This window comes from Meiothermus granaticius NBRC 107808 (assembly GCF_003574355.1).
In the GTDB taxonomy this organism is placed as follows: Bacteria; Deinococcota; Deinococci; order Deinococcales; family Thermaceae; genus Meiothermus; species Meiothermus granaticius.
Genome location: NZ_QWLB01000012.1, coordinates 1 through 16,514, shown reverse-complemented (window position 1 = coordinate 16,514; position 16,514 = coordinate 1). Strand labels below are relative to the sequence as shown.

15 protein-coding genes are annotated in these 16,514 nt (G+C 64.9%); 13 read left to right on the top strand and 2 right to left on the bottom strand.

Features of this window, described 5'->3' with window-relative positions; genetic code table 11:
- Window positions 1-58 precede the first annotated feature (58 nt).
- The 4 genes from pgm (at window position 59) to hpt (ending at window position 6,085) form a co-directional block, all read left to right on the top strand.
- Window positions 59-1,699: a phosphoglucomutase (alpha-D-glucose-1,6-bisphosphate-dependent) gene (gene pgm, locus Mgrana_RS05815; protein ID WP_119356667.1), complete on the top strand. Its 1,641-nt coding sequence runs from the start codon at window positions 59-61 to the stop codon at window positions 1,697-1,699.
- A gap of 258 nt (window positions 1,700-1,957) precedes the next feature.
- Window positions 1,958-4,657, top strand: coding sequence for a PAS domain-containing sensor histidine kinase (locus Mgrana_RS05810; RefSeq protein WP_119356666.1), 2,700 nt, complete (start codon window positions 1,958-1,960; stop codon window positions 4,655-4,657).
- Between the two features lie 32 nt (window positions 4,658-4,689).
- A complete protein-coding gene (locus Mgrana_RS05805; protein ID WP_119356665.1) occupies window positions 4,690-5,646 on the top strand; it encodes a pseudouridine synthase in 957 nt (318 codons plus the stop codon).
- Complete coding sequence (hpt, locus tag Mgrana_RS05800; protein ID WP_170146411.1) at window positions 5,558-6,085, top strand: hypoxanthine phosphoribosyltransferase; 528 nt, start codon at window positions 5,558-5,560, stop codon at window positions 6,083-6,085. Before Mgrana_RS05805 ends, hpt begins: the two co-directional genes overlap by 89 nt.
- Before the next feature lie 14 nt (window positions 6,086-6,099).
- Here the strand turns inward: hpt and Mgrana_RS05795 are convergent, their stop codons facing one another.
- Window positions 6,100-7,152, bottom strand: coding sequence for an NADH:flavin oxidoreductase/NADH oxidase (locus Mgrana_RS05795; RefSeq protein WP_119356663.1), 1,053 nt, complete (start codon window positions 7,150-7,152; stop codon window positions 6,100-6,102).
- Window positions 7,153-7,396: 244 nt separating this feature from the next.
- Here Mgrana_RS05795 and Mgrana_RS05790 point away from each other — a divergent pair, with 244 nt between their 5' ends.
- Genes Mgrana_RS05790 through Mgrana_RS05780 form a run of 3 tightly spaced genes read left to right on the top strand, consistent with a single transcriptional unit; the run spans window position 7,397 to window position 10,312 of the window.
- Window positions 7,397-8,542 carry an acyl-CoA dehydrogenase family protein gene (locus Mgrana_RS05790; protein ID WP_119356662.1) on the top strand — a complete coding sequence of 382 codons (1,146 nt, stop codon included), beginning with the start codon at window positions 7,397-7,399 and terminating at the stop codon, window positions 8,540-8,542.
- Between the two features lie 24 nt (window positions 8,543-8,566).
- Window positions 8,567-9,316, top strand: coding sequence for an electron transfer flavoprotein subunit beta/FixA family protein (locus Mgrana_RS05785; protein WP_119356661.1), 750 nt, complete (start codon window positions 8,567-8,569; stop codon window positions 9,314-9,316).
- Between the two features lie 54 nt (window positions 9,317-9,370).
- A complete protein-coding gene (locus Mgrana_RS05780) occupies window positions 9,371-10,312 on the top strand; it encodes an electron transfer flavoprotein subunit alpha/FixB family protein (RefSeq protein ID WP_119356660.1) in 942 nt (313 codons plus the stop codon).
- Between the two features lie 13 nt (window positions 10,313-10,325).
- Here Mgrana_RS05780 and rsfS read toward each other — a convergent pair whose 3' ends face one another.
- Complete coding sequence (gene rsfS, locus Mgrana_RS05775) at window positions 10,326-10,667, bottom strand: ribosome silencing factor (RefSeq protein ID WP_119356659.1); 342 nt, start codon at window positions 10,665-10,667, stop codon at window positions 10,326-10,328.
- A gap of 68 nt (window positions 10,668-10,735) precedes the next feature.
- Here rsfS and purE point away from each other — a divergent pair, with 68 nt between their 5' ends.
- The 6 genes from purE to Mgrana_RS05745 form a co-directional block, all read left to right on the top strand.
- On the top strand, window positions 10,736-11,230 hold the full coding sequence (purE, locus tag Mgrana_RS05770) for a 5-(carboxyamino)imidazole ribonucleotide mutase (protein ID WP_119356658.1): 495 nt from the start codon (window positions 10,736-10,738) through the stop codon (window positions 11,228-11,230).
- Window positions 11,227-12,312: a 5-(carboxyamino)imidazole ribonucleotide synthase gene (locus Mgrana_RS05765; RefSeq protein ID WP_119356657.1), complete on the top strand. Its 1,086-nt coding sequence runs from the start codon at window positions 11,227-11,229 to the stop codon at window positions 12,310-12,312. Before purE ends, Mgrana_RS05765 begins: the two co-directional genes overlap by 4 nt.
- Window positions 12,313-12,320: 8 nt before the next feature.
- Complete coding sequence (locus tag Mgrana_RS05760; RefSeq protein WP_119356656.1) at window positions 12,321-13,742, top strand: allantoinase; 1,422 nt, start codon at window positions 12,321-12,323, stop codon at window positions 13,740-13,742.
- Window positions 13,739-14,488, top strand: a complete 750-nt coding sequence (allE, locus tag Mgrana_RS05755) for a (S)-ureidoglycine aminohydrolase (protein WP_119356655.1) — start codon at window positions 13,739-13,741, stop codon at window positions 14,486-14,488. Before Mgrana_RS05760 ends, allE begins: the two co-directional genes overlap by 4 nt.
- A gap of 96 nt (window positions 14,489-14,584) precedes the next feature.
- Window positions 14,585-15,895 (top strand): M20 family metallo-hydrolase, encoded by a 1,311-nt coding sequence (locus tag Mgrana_RS05750; RefSeq protein WP_119356654.1) that lies wholly within the window; start codon window positions 14,585-14,587, stop codon window positions 15,893-15,895.
- Window positions 15,896-15,989: 94 nt separating this feature from the next.
- The coding region (locus Mgrana_RS05745; RefSeq protein WP_147371287.1) for a 2Fe-2S iron-sulfur cluster-binding protein at window positions 15,990-16,514 on the top strand (525 nt) is incomplete at its 3' end.

Here is a 16,514-nt window from a genome sequence, read left to right as displayed (position 1 = left end):
ATTCCCCTGCGTTGCTCCCCACCAGCGGGTTAAGTAGACTCCTACCAAAGGAGTCCTTATGTCTTTGAGCCCTCTTGCTGGCCAGCCTGCCCCCCAGGAAATCTTGAGCAACATCCCCCGCCTGATCAGCGCCTACTACTCCCTGCACCCCGACCCCACCGATCCCGGCCAGCAGGTGGCCTTTGGTACCAGCGGGCACCGGGGCACCTCCTTGAACGGTACATTCAATGAGGCCCACATTCTGGCGATCTCACAGGCAGTGGCCGAGTATCGCGCGGCCCAGGGCATCAGCGGACCGCTCTACCTCGGCATGGATACCCACGCCCTCTCCGAAGCCGCCTGGGGTACGGCCCTCGAGGTTCTGGTGGCCAACGGGGTCAGGGTGTGCTATCAGTCTGGGCGGGGCTACACCCCTACCCCGCTGATCTCCCACGCCATCCTCAGCCACAACCGGGGCCGCCGCGACGGGCTGGCCGATGGAATCGTCATCACCCCCAGCCACAACCCCCCAGCCGATGGCGGCTTCAAGTACAACCCCCCCAGCGGAGGCCCCGCCGATACCAGGGTCACCAAGGCCATCCAGGAGCGGGCCAACACCCTGCTCGCCGAGGGGTTGGGGGCGGTCAAGCGGCTCTCGCTGGCAAAGGCCCTGGGCCGTGCCGAGGCCTTTGATTTCGTCTCCCCCTATGTGCAGGGGCTCGAGCAGATCGTGGATCTGGAGGCGATCAAAGGGACGGTGAAGCTCGGGGTAGACCCTTTGGGGGGCAGTTCGCTAGCGGTTTGGCAGCAGATCGCTGAGCACTACGGGCTAGACCTCAGCGTGGTCAATACCCGCATAGATCCCAGCTTTGCTTTCATGACCGTGGATAAAGACGGCAAAATCCGCATGGACTGCTCCTCTCCCTACGCCATGGCCTCGCTGATTGGGCTCAAGGACCGCTTTGATGTGGCGGTGGGCAACGACCCCGATGCGGACCGGCATGGCATCGTCACCCCAGAGGGGCTCATGAACCCCAATCACTATCTGGCGGTGTGCGTTCATTATCTCTTTCAACACCGCCCCCAGTGGCCACAGACCACCGGCGTAGGTAAAACCTTGGTCTCCAGCAGCATGATTGACCGAGTCACCCACAGCCTGGGTAGGCGGTTGGTCGAGGTGCCGGTAGGGTTCAAGTATTTTGTGGAAGGGCTCCTGGACGGCAGCTTAGGGTTTGGAGGGGAAGAGAGCGCGGGGGCCAGCTTCCTGCGGATGGACGGCTCGGCCTGGAGCACCGATAAAGATGGAATCATCCTGGGGCTACTGGCCGCGGAAATCCTAGCCAAAACCGGCAAGAGCCCCAGCCAGCACTACCGTGCGCTCGAGGCCCGCTTTGGCTCGAGTGCCTACAGCCGCATGGATGCCCCGGCTAACCCCGCGCAGAAAAAGGTTCTGGCCAACCTCAACCCGGAGAGCGTGCAGGCGACCGAGCTGGCCGGCGAGCCGATCATCGCCAAGCTGACCCGGGCACCGGGGAACGACGAGCCTATCGGCGGGCTCAAGGTGAGTACCGAAAACGCCTGGTTTGCCGCCCGGCCTAGCGGCACCGAGGATGTGTACAAAATCTACGCCGAGAGCTTCAAGGGGCCGGCCCACCTCGAGCAGGTCTTGCTCGAGGCCCAGCAGGTCGTAAGCGCAGCCTTCCACGCCGCAGGCGTTTAGACAGGCTACCAGGGAGTTCAGCCCTCCGGTCTCCTTGGGGTGGCCTGGGTTCAAACTATGAGCCAGGCAACAACACGGGGAGGCCCAACCGCCATGATGGAAGGCAGGGGGAGGGTTGAGTCTGAGCCAGGCACTGCGCACCTTACGGGCATTGGATCCGGTCACAGCGGTGGCCTTGCCCCTAAACCGCGGTCGAATTTCGGGCAAATGGCCCCCTCGATGGGCCTTGGACCGGGCTTGGGGGCATGAGCCTGGGGAGTGAATGTGGCCCTACGTCTGCGCCTCGCGCTTATCTATGGTCTCTTGGCCAGCCTGGCCCTGGTGCTGGCCTTGCTGGTAGGATATGGGTTTTACGAGCGAGCGGCCTATCGCAACCTTGATGAGCTGTTGCAGCTCTTCGTGCGTCAAAACGCGGCCCACCTCGCCAGTGGAATCCCCCTCGAGCCCCCCCGCATCGGTTCCCCCGTGGCGCTGCGGCTCTTCAGCCCAGAGGGGGAGCGGTTGGACGCGGTGGGCGATCCTCAGGCCCCGTCCATACCCCCCTTGCCCGCCCTCAGCAAGGGGGTACCGGCTTATGCCCACTGGATCCACTGGCTCCCCCCAATCAATCCCGTCTTCTCCGACTCATCCCAGAGCGCCGAGATCGGGTTTGGGCTCACGGTAGCCGAAGGCAGCCGCTGGCGCAGCTATACCCAGCGCTTGCCCGACGGGCGGCTGCTCCAGGTAGTGGTCTCGCTCTACCCCACCGATCGGGCTCTAGGAGTGGCCTGGCGTAATTTCTTGGGCCTGGCCGCCCTGGGAACCCTGCTGGTCATGCTCCTGGGTTCGCTCTTGACCGGCCCCAGTTTGCGCCCTTTGACCCGCCTGGCTGCCCGCGCACGGGAGATCGCTCGAGTCACCCGACACAGGCCCGGAAATCAAGGCCTCTCGCAGGACGAGCTGGGCCTGCTGGCCTCTACGCTGCAGGCCACCATCGGCCACCTCGAAGAGGAGCAGGACCGGCTCGAGCTGGCCCTGGGTGCAGCTCGGATGGGCTGGTGGGAGTGGGACGCCCAGCACGACCGGCATCGCTGGTCGCCCGAGTTTGAACGGCTGTTGGGGCTGGAGCCCGGAACTTTCCGGGGGGGGATCGAGGCGTTTCTCGAGTGCGTCCACCCCGAGGACCGGGCCCGGGTCGAGGCGCTGATACGCGGAAGTGGGACCGCAGACCGTCCGCCTACCTTTGAGTACCGCGTGGCCTTGCCCGGCGGCGGGGTACGCTGGATCGAGAGCCGGGCCCAAGTCTACCGAGGCCAAAACGGCGCGGTGCTGCGACTGCTGGGGCTCGACCTGGACATCACCGAGCGAAAGCAGAACGAGCAGGAATTGCGAGAGAGCGAGGCGCGCTTCCGCCAGCTCGCCGAGACCATTCCCCAGCTGGCCTGGATGGCGGATGAGCATGGGTCTGTCTTCTGGTACAACCAGCGCTGGTACGAGTACACCGGTACCACCTTTGAGGAGGTCGCGGGGTGGGGGTGGCAAAGGGTTCACCACCCTGAGGTGTTGCCTCAGGTGCTCGAGCGCTGGAAAGCCTCTTTAGAAAATGGGGAGCCCTTCGATATGACCTTCCCGCTGCGCGGAGCCGATGGGGTATTCCGGCCCTTCCTGACCCGCATTGCCCCCTTCAAAGATGCCAACGGGCGGCTCCGACGGTGGTTCGGCACCAACACCGATGTCACCGCACAGCTCGAGGCTGAGGCTCGGCAGGCCTACTTGGTACAACTCTCCGACGCGGTGCGCCCGCTGACCGATCCAGCGGCAATTCAGATCGAAGCCGCCCGACAGCTTGGCCAACACCTTCAGGTGGATCGCGTGGTCTACTTCGAGGTGCGGGGCGAGGAGTATATAGTCGGGCACGATTGGTCCAAAGGGGGAGGTTCCCTGGCGGGGCGCTATCCGGTCGCTTCGTTTGGCCAGTGGCTCCTGGATGAATACCGCTCTGGGCGTACCGCCGTTTTGGCCGATGTGACCGCCGAGGCGCAGCGGTCGCCGGAGGAGCAGCAGACCTATGCTGCGGCTGAGATTCGGGCCTATATCGGGGTGCCCCTGGTCAAGGGGGGTCGCCTGGTGGCGGGGCTGGCCGTACACAGCGCGCAGCCTCGGAACTGGAGCCAGAGCGAGATCACCCTGGTCGAAGAGACCGCGGAGCGCACCTGGGCCGCCCTCGAGCGGGCCCAGGCCGAGACCGCCCTCCGCCAGAGCGAGCAGCGCTACCGCGAGCTTTCAGAGGGCCAGAAGCGTTTTGTGGCCGACGCCGCCCATGAGCTGCGGGCCCCCCTCACTGCCATCCAGGGCAACCTGGACCTGCTCGAGCGCTTCAAAGACATGAGCGTGGAGGATCGGGAGGAGGCCATCGCCGAGGCTGCCCGCGAAGCCGGGCGGCTGGCCCGCTTGGTCAACGACCTGCTGGCCCTGGCCCGGGGCGACGCGGGGGCTCGGGTGCGACAGGAGCTGCTGCAGCTCGAGGAGGTGTTGCGTGAGGTCTTTTCCAGCGCGCAAGGGTTGGCTCGAGGGCACACCCTCGAACTAGGGAGCCTGGAGCGCGCACATGTCCAGGGCGACCCCGATCGCCTTAAGGAGCTGTTCCTGATCTTGCTAGACAACGCCCTCAAATACACTCCGCTCCCCGGTCACGTGCGGCTGAGCTGTGCCCTGCAAAAAGGAGCCGCAGAGGTCCGGGTGGAGGACAACGGCATCGGCATCGCCCCTCACGACCTGCCTCGAGTGTTTGAGCGTTTTTACCGTGCCGATCACGCCCGCACCCCAGGCCGTGACCCTGGGGGTACCGGATTAGGCCTCTCCATCGCCCGCTGGATCGTCGAGCAGCACAGCGGAAGCATCTGGCTCGAGAGCGCGTTGGGTCAGGGCACTACCGCGGTGGTAAGGCTGCCGCTGGCCGCTTCCAGCCCCCAGGCTTAGGCCCCCTGGCTGGGTGGCGTAGACTGGGAGCCATGCGACTCCAGCAGTACCTCGCCCGAGCCGGTGTGGCCAGCCGCCGCAAGGCGGAAGCGCTCATCCGGGCTGGACGGGTTTCGGTTAATGGGCAGATCGTGGAGATCGGGGCCACGGTAGGCCAGGACGACGTGGTGCGGCTCGACGGGGAACGGGTACGGCTGCCCCAAAAAACCGTAACCATCGCCCTGAACAAACCCAAGGGCTACACCACCACCCACGAGGATGCCCACGCCGAGCGGCTGGTCTACGAGCTGGTTCCCGAGCATCCCGGCCTGCACTCGGTGGGGCGGCTCGACAAGGATACCGAAGGGCTTTTGCTTCTGACCACCGACGGCGAGCTCACCCACTTCCTCAGCCATCCCAAAAACGCGGTTCCCAAGCTCTATCGCGCCTGGAGCAAACGGGGGCGACTCTCTCGGGAGGAGTGCCGGCAGCTCGAGCAGGGCGTGCTGCTGGGGGATGGGCTGGCCAGAGCCCTCGAGGCCCGCCCCACCAAGGAGGGGGTTCTGCTGGTGCTCACCGAGGGGCGAAAGCGCGAGGTGCGGCGCATGTTGGGCCGAATCGGCCACCCGGTACTCCGCTTGGTGCGCCTGGCGGTGGGTCCGGTGGAGCTGGGGGAGCTGAAGGAGGGGGAGTGGCGTTACCTCGCTCCGGGCGAGGTACAAGCCCTCTTGGCCAATGCCCCAGTGGCCTGGTTGAGGCACCCGGAAGCCCCCGCCAGGCCACACTCCCCCAAGCCCAAAGCCCGGGCGAGCAGGCCCCCAGCCCCCAGTCCGAGGGGAGGGTCGGCCCATGGCCAAAACACCGGGGGATCCAACCCGACCCCTCGAGGGGAGCAGGGTAGCGTAAAATCTTCCCGTGAGCATCTTTCAGACCGGGAAAGGCCCGGTTCAACTCAGCGAGGCGCAGATCGCAGCCCGCATTCGCGAACTCGGCGCGCAAATAAGAAGTGACTATGCAGACCAACAACCGCACCTGATCTGCGTCTTGAACGGGGCGTTCATCTTCATGGCCGACCTGGTGCGCTCCATAGACCTGCCGCTCTCCATGGACTTCCTGGCGGTCTCCTCCTATGGCAACGCCACCAAATCCAGCGGCGAGGTTGAGCTGATCAAGGATCTGCGCTACCCCATCTCAGGCCGCCCCGTCCTCATCGTGGAGGACATCGTGGATACCGGTATCACCCTCAACTACCTGCTGCGGATGCTCGAGGCCCGTCTGCCTGCCTCGCTCAAGGTCGCCGCCCTGCTCTCCAAACCCAGCCGCCGCAAGATCGAGGTGCCCATCCACTACCTGGGCTTCGAGATCGAGGACGCCTTTGTCTACGGCTACGGCCTGGATCGCTCCCAGCTAGATCGAAACCTCCCCTTCATCACCTCGCAAGCCGGGTAACCCTTTCCCCTACCCTAAACCAGGGCTCGCTCATACTGCGGGGGCCAGACTTTCCCAGCGTTTAGGGCTTTTGCCGCCCGGTATCCCCAGTACGGATCCCGCAGCAAAACCCGCCCCAACAAAACTACCTCAGCCTCTCCCCGCTGCAGGATCTCCTCGGCCTGCAGTGGGTCGGTGATCAGCCCCACCGCTCCAGTCGGAAGACCGGTCTCCTGGCGCACTCGAGCCGCAAAGGGAACCTGATAGCCTGGAGCAGCCGGAATTCGAATTCCTGGGGCAATCCCGCCGGAGGAACAGTCCAGCAAATCCACCCCACCCCCGGCCAGCTCACCGGCCAGGGCTACGGTGTCTTCGATGTCCCACCCCCCCTGCACCCAGTCCGAGGCCGAAACCCGTACCCACAGGGGCAGTTCGGCAGGCCACACCTCCCGCACCGCAGCGGTCACCTCGAGCACAAAGCGCATCCGGTTCTTGCGGCTTCCCCCATATTGATCGGAGCGTTGATTGGTTAGAGGGGAGAGAAAAGAGTGCAGCAGATAACCGTGCGCCGCGTGCAGCTCGAGGAGCCGAAACCCAGCCCTGAGCGCTCGCCTGGCGCCCTGCACAAAGGCCTCACGAACCTGCTCCAAGCCGATCCAGTCAAGCTCGCGGGGGGTGTCCCAGCCCTCGGAAAAGGGCAGGGGGCTCGGGGCCACAGGGGTCCATAGGTGCAGGGGCTGCCCCCCCTTCCAGGGGCTCGAGACCCCCGCCTTGCGCCCGGCGTGGGCCAGTTGAATCCCCGGCACCGCTCCAGCCTCTGCAATATCTCGAGCCAGGGCCTCTAAACCCGGCAGATGCGCATCCGACCAAATGCCCAGGTCATCCGGGCTGATCCGGCCCCGACTTTCCACCGCGGTCGCCTCCACCAGCACCGCCCCGACCCCGCCGATGGCTCGGGTGGGGTAGTGCAGCCGGTGCCAGGCCTTCACCAGGCCGTCCTGGGCTGAATACTGGCACATTGGGGACATTACCATGCGGTTCTTGAGCTCGAGGGAGCGCAGCTTCAGCGGAGTAAACAGCAAGCTCATGGGGCGGATTCTATGCCCTCAGACTCCCCCCGCTTTGTGATCGAGACCATTTAGAACGCTTTTTCGCCGGGAAAGCGGTGATACGATAGGAAAGCCGCCTTGCAAGGGGCGAGGCGAAAACTTATACTTGGTCAAAGAAAGTGCAGGATTTGTTGTGCCGATGTGAAAAATCAAAGTCTACCGAGGAGGTGAATCAACGCTGAATGCCTAAAGCCCCAGGCCCTTGGCCTTCAGCCTTCCATGTATGGCCATAGACTTCACCCTGAGCGAGGAACAAAAGCAGTTGCAGGCCCTGGCGCGGCGCTTTGCGAAAGAGCAGATCGCCCCGGTCGCCGCGCTTTACGATGCCAAAGAGGAGATGCCCTGGCCGGTGATCGAGAAGCTGCACGGGGTTGGACTCTTGAACGCGGTCATCCCCGAGGAATACGGTGGGCTCGGGCTCTCGATGGTAGACGAGGTCATTTTGGGGGAAGAGCTGGCCTGGGGTTGCATGGGGATCTACACCATCGCCATGGCCTCCGACCTCGGGATCACCCCGGTGCTGCTGGCCGGTTCCTCTGAGCAGAAGGAGCGCTTCCTCAGGAAGCTGACCCAGAAGCCCAGCCTGGCTGCCTTTGGCCTGAGTGAGCCCGGCAACGGTTCTGATGCGGCCGCCTTGCGCACCCGGGCGGTGAAAAGCGGTGATGGGTATATCTTGAACGGCAGCAAAACCTGGATCACCAACGGCGGGGATGCCGAGTTCGTGGTGGTCTTTGCTACGGTCAACCCCGAGGCCCGGCACAAGGGCGTGGTGGCCCTGGTGGTCGATAAGGGTACACCTGGGTTTAGGGCCCATAAGCTGCACGGCAAGATGGGCCAGCGGGCCTCGGCAACCTACGAGCTGGTCTTTGAGGAGTGCTGGGTTCCGGCCGAGAACCTGCTGGGCCAGGAGGGGGACGGCTTCAAGCTGGCCATGAACACCCTAGACAAAACCCGCATTCCCGTAGCCGCGGGGAGCGTGGGGGTGGCGCGGCGGGCTTTGGAGGAGTCCACTAAATACGCCAAAGAACGGGAGGCGTTTGGCCAGCCCATCGCCCAGTTCCAAGCGGTGCAGTTCAAGCTAGCCGAGATGCTGATGGGCCTCGAGACAGCTCGAGCCTACACCTACTACGCGGCCTGGCTCACCGACCAGAAGCTGCCACAAGCACACGCTGCGGCCATCGCGAAGGCCTATGCTTCAGAGATCGCCTTCGACGCCGCCAATCAGGCCATTCAGATTCACGGGGGCTTTGGCTACATGCAGGAATACCCGGTGGAAAAGCTGCTGCGCGATGTGAAGCTCAACCAGATCTATGAGGGCACCAACGAGATCCAGCGTTTGATCATTGCGCGGCATATCCTGAACAGTTAAAGTCGCCCATGAAAGAGAGGAACAATGAAATTCATCGCAGTCCTGCGGCAGGTTCCTGACAACGAAGCAAAGCTCAAGATCGAGGGCGGCCAGGTGAGCCTCGGTGGGGTAACGCTGATCCTGGACGGGATGGACGAGTGGGCCGTGGAGGAGGTCATCCGCCTCAAAGAAGCCCACGGCGGCGAGGCGGTGGTGATGGCGCTGGGCCCCGAGCGCTTTGAAGAGGCCCTGCGCACCGCTTTGGCCATGGGAGCAGATCGCGCGGTGCACCTAGTGGCTGAGGGATACGTAGACCCCATCAGCCAAGCCCAGCATCTGGCAGAAACCATTCGCGAGGAGGCCCCCACCTTGGTGTTTACCGGGGGGCAGCAAGCCGACTGGGACTCTCAGGCCCTGGGCCCGGCCCTGGCCGAGGCCCTGGGTTGGCCGGTGGTGACCTGGACGACCCAGCTCGAGCTCGAGGGGGAAACCCAGGCCAAGGCCAAACACGACCTGGACGAGGGGGCTGAGCTGGTGCGGGTGCCGCTTCCAGCGGTATTCACCAGCCAGCAGGGCCTGAACGAGCCCCGCTACCCCACCCTGCCGGGCATCATGAAGGCCAAGAAGAAAGAGCTGCGCAAGGTGCCCCTCAGCGTTCAGAGCAAGGTGGAGGTGCTCGAGCAAACCATCCAGGAGCGCCAGCGCCTGAATCAGGTCATCGATGGCAGCAAAGACCCCGTTGCCGCCGCCAACCAACTGATCCGGCTCCTGCATGAAGAAGCCAAAGTCATCTGAAGCCCCTCAGGGCGGGGGCCTGCACCCCCCCTGAAACGTGTCCTGGAGGTTTGCATGATTCTAGTCATCCTCGACCACGACGGAAGCCATTTGCGCAAGGGAGCCCTCGAGGCCATCGCTCGAGCCCGGCAGCTCTCGAGCCTGGGGAATCTCGCCGGCCTGGTGATCGGAGAAAATCTGGGAGCGGTGGCGGAAGAGGCCAGAAACTACCTCCCCACCGTCTACACCGCCGAGGTTGGAAGCTACACCCCCGAACGCTGGGCGGCGGCAGCCTATGCGGCGGTGCAAAAATCCGGGGCCCAGGTGGTGGTGGTGGCCTCCAGCCGCCAGAGCCGTACCTGGACCGCCCGGCTGGCCCTGAAGATGAACGCCGCCCTCTTGGAAGACACCCTGGAGAGCAGCACCGATGGCTCGAGGGTTCTGGCCAGCCGCTACAGCTTTCTCAACCGCGTCACCGAGAAACAGGCCGCCCACCTCCCGGTGGTGCTGACCGCCAAGCCCAACACCACCCCACCGGCCGAGCCGCAGGGCCAAGGGGGGATTGAGGCCCTAACCGTAGAGCAGCCTGGGGCTCAGGTCGAGGTGCTCGAGCGCGTAGCCGAGCAGAAGAAAGGGGTCTCGCTCTCCGAAGCCACGGTGGTGGTTACCGGCGGGCGTGGGCTGGGAAGCGCGGAAGCCTTTGCCGGGGTGGAGGCCCTGGCAAGCGTGCTGGGGGGGGCTGTAGGGGCAACTCGAGCGGTGGTGGATGCGGGCTGGCGTCCCTACGGCGAACAGGTCGGGCAAACCGGTAAAACCGTCCAACCCAGTGTTTATATCGCCCTAGGGGTTTCCGGCGCGGTGCAGCACCAGGCCGGGATGAACAAGAGCAAATACATCGTGGCGGTGAATAAGGACGCCGAAGCCCCCATCTTCAAAATCACCGATTACGGCGTGGTGGGAGACGTACACCAGGTGCTTCCGGCCCTGCTCGAGGCCGCAAAAAAGCTAAAGGATTAGGAGCCTTGAGGCCTCAGATCCGCTTGGCGTCGGCCCAAAACCCCTCGAGGTCGTAGTAGTCGCGGGCCTCGGGGCTCATCAGGTGCACCAGCACCTCACCGTAGTCGAGCAAAACCCATCTGGGGCTGGGGCCTTCGACCTTGTTGGCCCGTATCCCCTCCCCCTCGAGCCGTTCGCGCACGGCCCGCTCGAGGGCTTGCAGGTGCGGCTGTGAGGTCCCGGTAGCGATCACGAAATAGTCCAAGGAATCGGAGGCTTCTCGCAGATCGAGGGCCACCACCTTTTCCGCTTTCTTGTCCTCGAGGGCAGCACGAATCTCAGCAATAAGGGCCTGGGCAGAGAGGGTTTGTGTCATCCGACCTCAGTGTAGCAAATCTCCGGACGGGCTCGGCGGCTGGAGTTTGGGCGCGGTATGCTGCTGGCATGAACCCTTTGGTTGGCCTCATCATGGGTTCGCACTCAGACTGGGAAACCCTGAGTCACGCTGCCCAAACCCTCGAGCGCTTGGACATTCCCTTCGAAACCCGGGTGGTCTCGGCCCACCGCACCCCCGATCTGCTCTTCGAGTACGCGGCCACCGCTGAGGGCCGGGGCCTCGAGGTGATCATCGCCGGGGCCGGTGGAGCCGCCCACCTGCCTGGGATGTGTGCAGCCAAAACCCCCCTCCCGGTGCTGGGCGTACCGGTTGAGTCCAGGGCCCTCAACGGGCTCGACTCCCTGCTCTCCATCGTGCAGATGCCGGCAGGGGTGCCGGTGGGCACCCTGGCCATTGGGCGGGCCGGGGCCGTCAACGCCGCACTCCTGGCCGCCAGCATCCTGGCCGGCAAGTACCCCCAGTTCAAGGCCGCCCTACAGCACTACCGCGCCGAGCAAACCCGCCGGGTGCTCGAGCACCCCAACCCCCAGGAGGGCCGATGAGAATCGGGGTGCTGGGGGCCGGACAACTGGGGCGGATGCTGGCCTTGGCGGGGTTGCCCCTGGGCCTCGAGTTCCGCTTTTTTGACACCACCGCCGAGGCCCCGGCTGGACAGTTGGCCGAGCTCCAGGTGGGTTCCTATGACGACCCCACCGCCCTGGCTGGCTTTGCCGAAGGCTGCGACTGCATCACCTACGAGTTTGAAAATGTCCCCGTGGGTGCTACGCGTTTTCTGGCGGAGCGGGTTCCGGTATACCCGCCGCCGCAGGCCCTCGAGGTGGCCCAGGATCGGGTGGTGGAAAAGACCTTCCTGGGGGGGTTGGGTCTCCCCACCCCGGTGTTTTACCCGGTTCTGAGCAAAAACGACCTGTTGGACGGGCTGGAGCGCACCGGTCTGCCCGCCGTGCTCAAAACCCGAACCCTCGGCTACGACGGCAAAGGGCAGCGGGTGTTGCGGGAGCAGGCCGACATTGACCCGGCCTGGACCGCGCTCGGTGGGCAACCCTTGATCCTCGAGGGCTGGGTTCCGTTTGAACGGGAGGTCTCGAGCCTGGCGGTACGAAGCCGAAGTGGGGAGACGGCTTTCTATCCGCTGGTGGAAAACACCCACCGCGAAGGGATTCTGCGCCAGAGCTGGGCCCCGGCCCCGGCCCTCTCCCCTGAATTGCAAGCCCAGGCCGAGGCCTACACCCTGCGGGTGTTGGAGCGGCTTGAGTACGTAGGGGTGCTGGCCATCGAGTGGTTCCAGGTAGGAGGCCAGCTCCTGGCCAACGAGATGGCCCCACGGGTGCACAACTCCGGTCACTGGACGATCGAAGGGGCCGAGACCAGCCAATTCGAGAACCATCTGCGGGCCCTGCTGGGGTGGCCCCTGGGGGCTTCCCTCTCCAGGGGCCATGCCGCCATGCTCAACCTGATCGGCCAGCAGCCCGAGGCCGCTCGAGTGTTGGCCGTTCCCGGAGCCCACCTGCACTGGTATGGCAAGGCCCTCAAGCCTGGGCGCAAGGTTGGGCATATCACCGTGCGGGCCGACAGCGCTGAGGTTCTGGCGGAGCGGGTCGCTGCGGTTGGGGCCCTGCTGTAGGGAGGGATATGCTCGAGTGGATCATTCGCCAAGCGCAGATTGTCCGCCCACAAGGGGTTCTCCAGGCCGATCTGGGGATCGCGGAGGGAAAAATTGCTCGGCTCGAGCCCGAGATCGCTGAGCCGGCCCGCCAGGAGATTCGGGCCGAGGGGCTGCACCTATTCCCTGGGACCATTGATGTCCATGTCCATTTCAACCAGCCCGGTCACACCGACTGGGAGGGGATCGCCAGCGGCAGCGCGGCCTTGGCCGCAGGGGGTGGGACGCTGTTTGTGGACATGCCGCTCAACTCCGTGCCCTGTACCCTGGACGCCGAAAGCTTTGACCTCAAGCTGGCCGCGATGCGCTCGCTCTCTGCCACCGATTTCGCGCTGTGGGGCGGGCTCACCCCTGGCAACCTGGAGCACCTGCCCGAGCTGGCCGCGCGGGGGGTGGTGGGGTTCAAGGCCTTCATGTCCAACTCCGGGCTGCCGGAGTTCCCCTCCTGCGACGTGGCCACCCTCTACGAGGGCATGAAGGTTGCGGCTGAACTGGGGCTGCCGGTAGCCGTGCATGCCGAGAGCGATGCACTGACCGCCCACCTCACGCGAACCCTGCGCGCACAGGGCAAGACCACCTGGCACGACTACCTGGCCTCGAGACCGGTCTTCACCGAGCTCGAGGCCATCGCCCAAGCCCTGATCTTGGCCCGGGAAACCGAGTGCAAGCTGCACATCGTGCATATCAGCTCCGGCAGTGGGGTAGCCCTGGCTGCCGAGGCCAAGGCCCAAGGGGTGGACGTGAGCCTCGAGACCTGCCCCCACTACCTGGCCTTCAGCGAGGCCGACCTCGAGCGCCTGGCCTCCAGGGAAGTGGCCGGGCTGCGGTTTAGCGCCCTCACCAAGTGTGCCCCGCCCCTGCGCAGTGAGCTCGAGAGGGAGCTGCTGTGGAGCCAGGTGCTGGAGGGCAAGGTAGACCTCATCGGCTCCGACCACTCCCCCAGCCCGGCCCACCTGAAACAAGGCCAGGATGCGTTCGCGCAGTGGGGTGGGGTGGCCGGGGTCCAGTCTACCCTGGGGGTGTTGCTCCGCGAGGGCTGGCACCGCCGGGGGCTGCCGCTAGAAGCCATCGCCAGCCTGCTGGCCGAGGCCCCCGCCCGGCGGTTTGGCCTGGAGGGGAAGGGGCGGCTCGAGCCCGGCTACGACGCCGATTTCACCCTGGCGGACCTGCAGCAAAGCTTCACCCTGCAGCCCGAGGATCTGTTCTATCGGCATAAGCTCAGCCCGTACCTGGGCCAGAGCTTCATCGGAAAGGTGCAGCGCACCTTCATACGCGGCCAGCCGGTGTTCGCTGACGGCATGGTGCGCCCGGTAGCAGACCCCACCCTAATCCGCCCAAGGGTAGAATTGCCCCCATCCCCAGCGAGCTTTGACCCTAAGGAGAGCCCATGAGTCTGACCGGAGCCACCCGCACTCGAGTTCAACCTGACCACGCCCTGCTCACCCCCGACACCTTTGTTCGGGTGCCCCTCCCCGGTTGGAGCAACACCCCCTGCATCGTGCACATCTCGCCCGAGCTGGGGGCTCGCTTCAAGATGTACACCGCCGAGATGCCCGCCGGCGGTACGGGGGAGATGGCCCTCGCCGGGATCGAACGTTTCGCCTATGTGCTGGAAGGGGCGGTGAGGCTCGAGGTCGCAGGGACCACCCATCGCTTAGAAGGCGATGGGTACGCTTACCTTCCCCCCGATGTCCCTCACCGCCTCGAGGCCGAGACGGCGGCTCGAGTTTTGCTGATCGATAAGCCCTACCAGCCGTTGGTGGGCGCGGATCTACCCGAGGTGATCGTAGGGGCCGAACCCACCCTGTCCAGCACCCCGCTGATGGGGGATGAGGCCCTTCAGGTGCGGCAGATGCTGCCCGACCACCTCTCCTTTGATATGGCCGTAAACACCATGGCCTACGCACCAGGAGCCCACCTGCCTTTTGTAGAAACCCACGTGATGGAGCATGGGCTGCTGATGCTCGAAGGGGGCGGGGTGTACCGCCTGGCCGAGCAGTGGTATCCGGTCGTGGCCGGGGACGTGATCTGGATGGCCTCTTACTGTCCCCAGTGGTTCGGGGCGCTGGGTAAGACCCAGGCCAAATACTTGATCTACAAAGATGTAAACCGGCATTCGCTCGAGGCCCTGCTCTGACCCCGCATTCCAAGTGCAGTCTGGGAAACGAAAAACGCAGTAGACTGGAGGCGCCGTGACCATTTCACCTCCGCAGACCCTGCCCGAGGCCGCGCTATGATTCCCAAACCCTCCCTGGATCCAGAACGCTTGTTGCAAGAGCTCGAGCAGCTCGCCACCTATTCCGACACCCCCAAACCCGCGGTCACTCGAGTGGTCTTCAGCCCACCCGACCTGGAAGCCCGGGCCTATCTCACCAGGCTGTGCCGGGAGGCTGGGCTTAGCCTGCGCGCCGATGGCCTGGGCAACCTTTTTGCCCGCTGGGAAGGCACCGCGCCCGAGCTTCCAGCGGTAGCCACCGGCTCACACTACGACGCCGTTCCCTATGCCGGGATGTACGATGGCACGGTAGGGGTGCTGGGGGGCCTCGAGGCCATCCGTTCTTTGCAGCGAGCAGGATTCCAGCCCAAGCGCAGCATCGAGCTGATCCTCTTCACCGCCGAGGAACCTACCCGTTTCGGGATCGGCTGCTTGGGTTCGCGCGGCCTGGCGGGGGCCTTGGTCCCCGACTCCCTGCGTGAGCTGACTGACAGCGAGGGGCGCAGCCTCGAGGAGCTTCGCCAAATCGCCGGATATACCGCCGATCTGGATGAGGTGCTCTTGCCCGAGGGGTTTTATCACTCCTTCGTGGAGCTGCACATCGAGCAAGGGCCCACCCTGGAACAGGAGCAGGTACCCATTGGAATCGTCACCGCGATCGCGGCCCCGGCTTCGCTGCGGGTCACCCTAGAGGGGCGGGGAGGGCATGCTGGAACGGTGCTGATGCCTGAACGCCGGGATGCCCTGTGCGCGGCGGCCGAGATCATTCTGGGGGTGGAGGCCTTTGCCAAGAACAGCGGCAGCATCAATACCGTGGCCACCACCGGGCTGTGCGAGGTCTACCCCAATGCGGTCAACAGTGTGCCCAGCCAGGTACGGCTCGAGATCGACGTGCGGGACGTGGATCCTCAGCGCCGCGACGGGGTTATCCGCAGCATCATCCAGGGGGTCGAGCAGGTCGGAACCCGTCGGGGCATAGACTACAACGTGCAGATCGTCAACCTGGACCCACCGGCCAAGTCCGGCACGGAGGTGCTGCGGGCCCTGGCTTCAGCCTGCGGGGAAGCCGGGGTCAAGTTTAAGCCCATGGTGAGCCGAGCTTACCACGACACCTTGTTCATGGCCCGGGTCTGCCCTACCGCCATGATCTTCATCCCTTGCCGCAACGGGGTTAGCCACCGCCCCGATGAATACGCTTCCCCAGAGGATATCGCCCGGGGCACCTATATCCTGGCCCTGGCCCTGGCCCACCTCTCCTACGCCGAGGACAAGCCCAGCGAGGAGAAACCGGGCGCACCCAAAGACAGCCCGCCGATCTTCATTGACTGAAGCGGTCGCCGCCGGACCCCTCGAGGGGAGCCCGTACCCTTAGGGTTCTGGGGGCTTTGCCGTACAATTGCCCCATCTCAGGAGGCGTGACCGGGTGTTTAGCTTTAAGCTCAACGGAAAGACGGTAGAGATCTCGGAGGTGGATCCCCACACCACGGTGTTGTCCTGGCTGCGGCACAACGGCTTGACCGGCAGCAAGGAGGGCTGCGCCGAGGGGGAGTGTGGGGCTTGTGCGGTGCTGTTGTTGCGCCCGGACGGCAACACCTCGAGGTTCGAGTCGGTGAACGGCTGCTTGTTGCTGCTGCCGAGCCTGGCCGGGCAGGAGGTCTGGACGGTAGAGGGGCTGGAAACCCACGGGCTGCACCCGGTGCAAACCGCCATGCTCCAGGGGGGTTCGCAGTGTGGGTACTGCACCCCGGGCTTCGTGGTGAGCATGGCAGCGGAGTACTACCGCAAGGAACGCCAGGGCTTTGACCTCGAGGCCCTCTCCGGCAACCTCTGTCGCTGTACCGGTTACCGCCCCATCAAAGACGCGGCGGAGTCGCTGGGTAAGCCTGATCCCAACGACCCTTTAGCCCAGCGCCTGACCCAGCCCGCCCCCACCCCCGCCCCCCTGAAT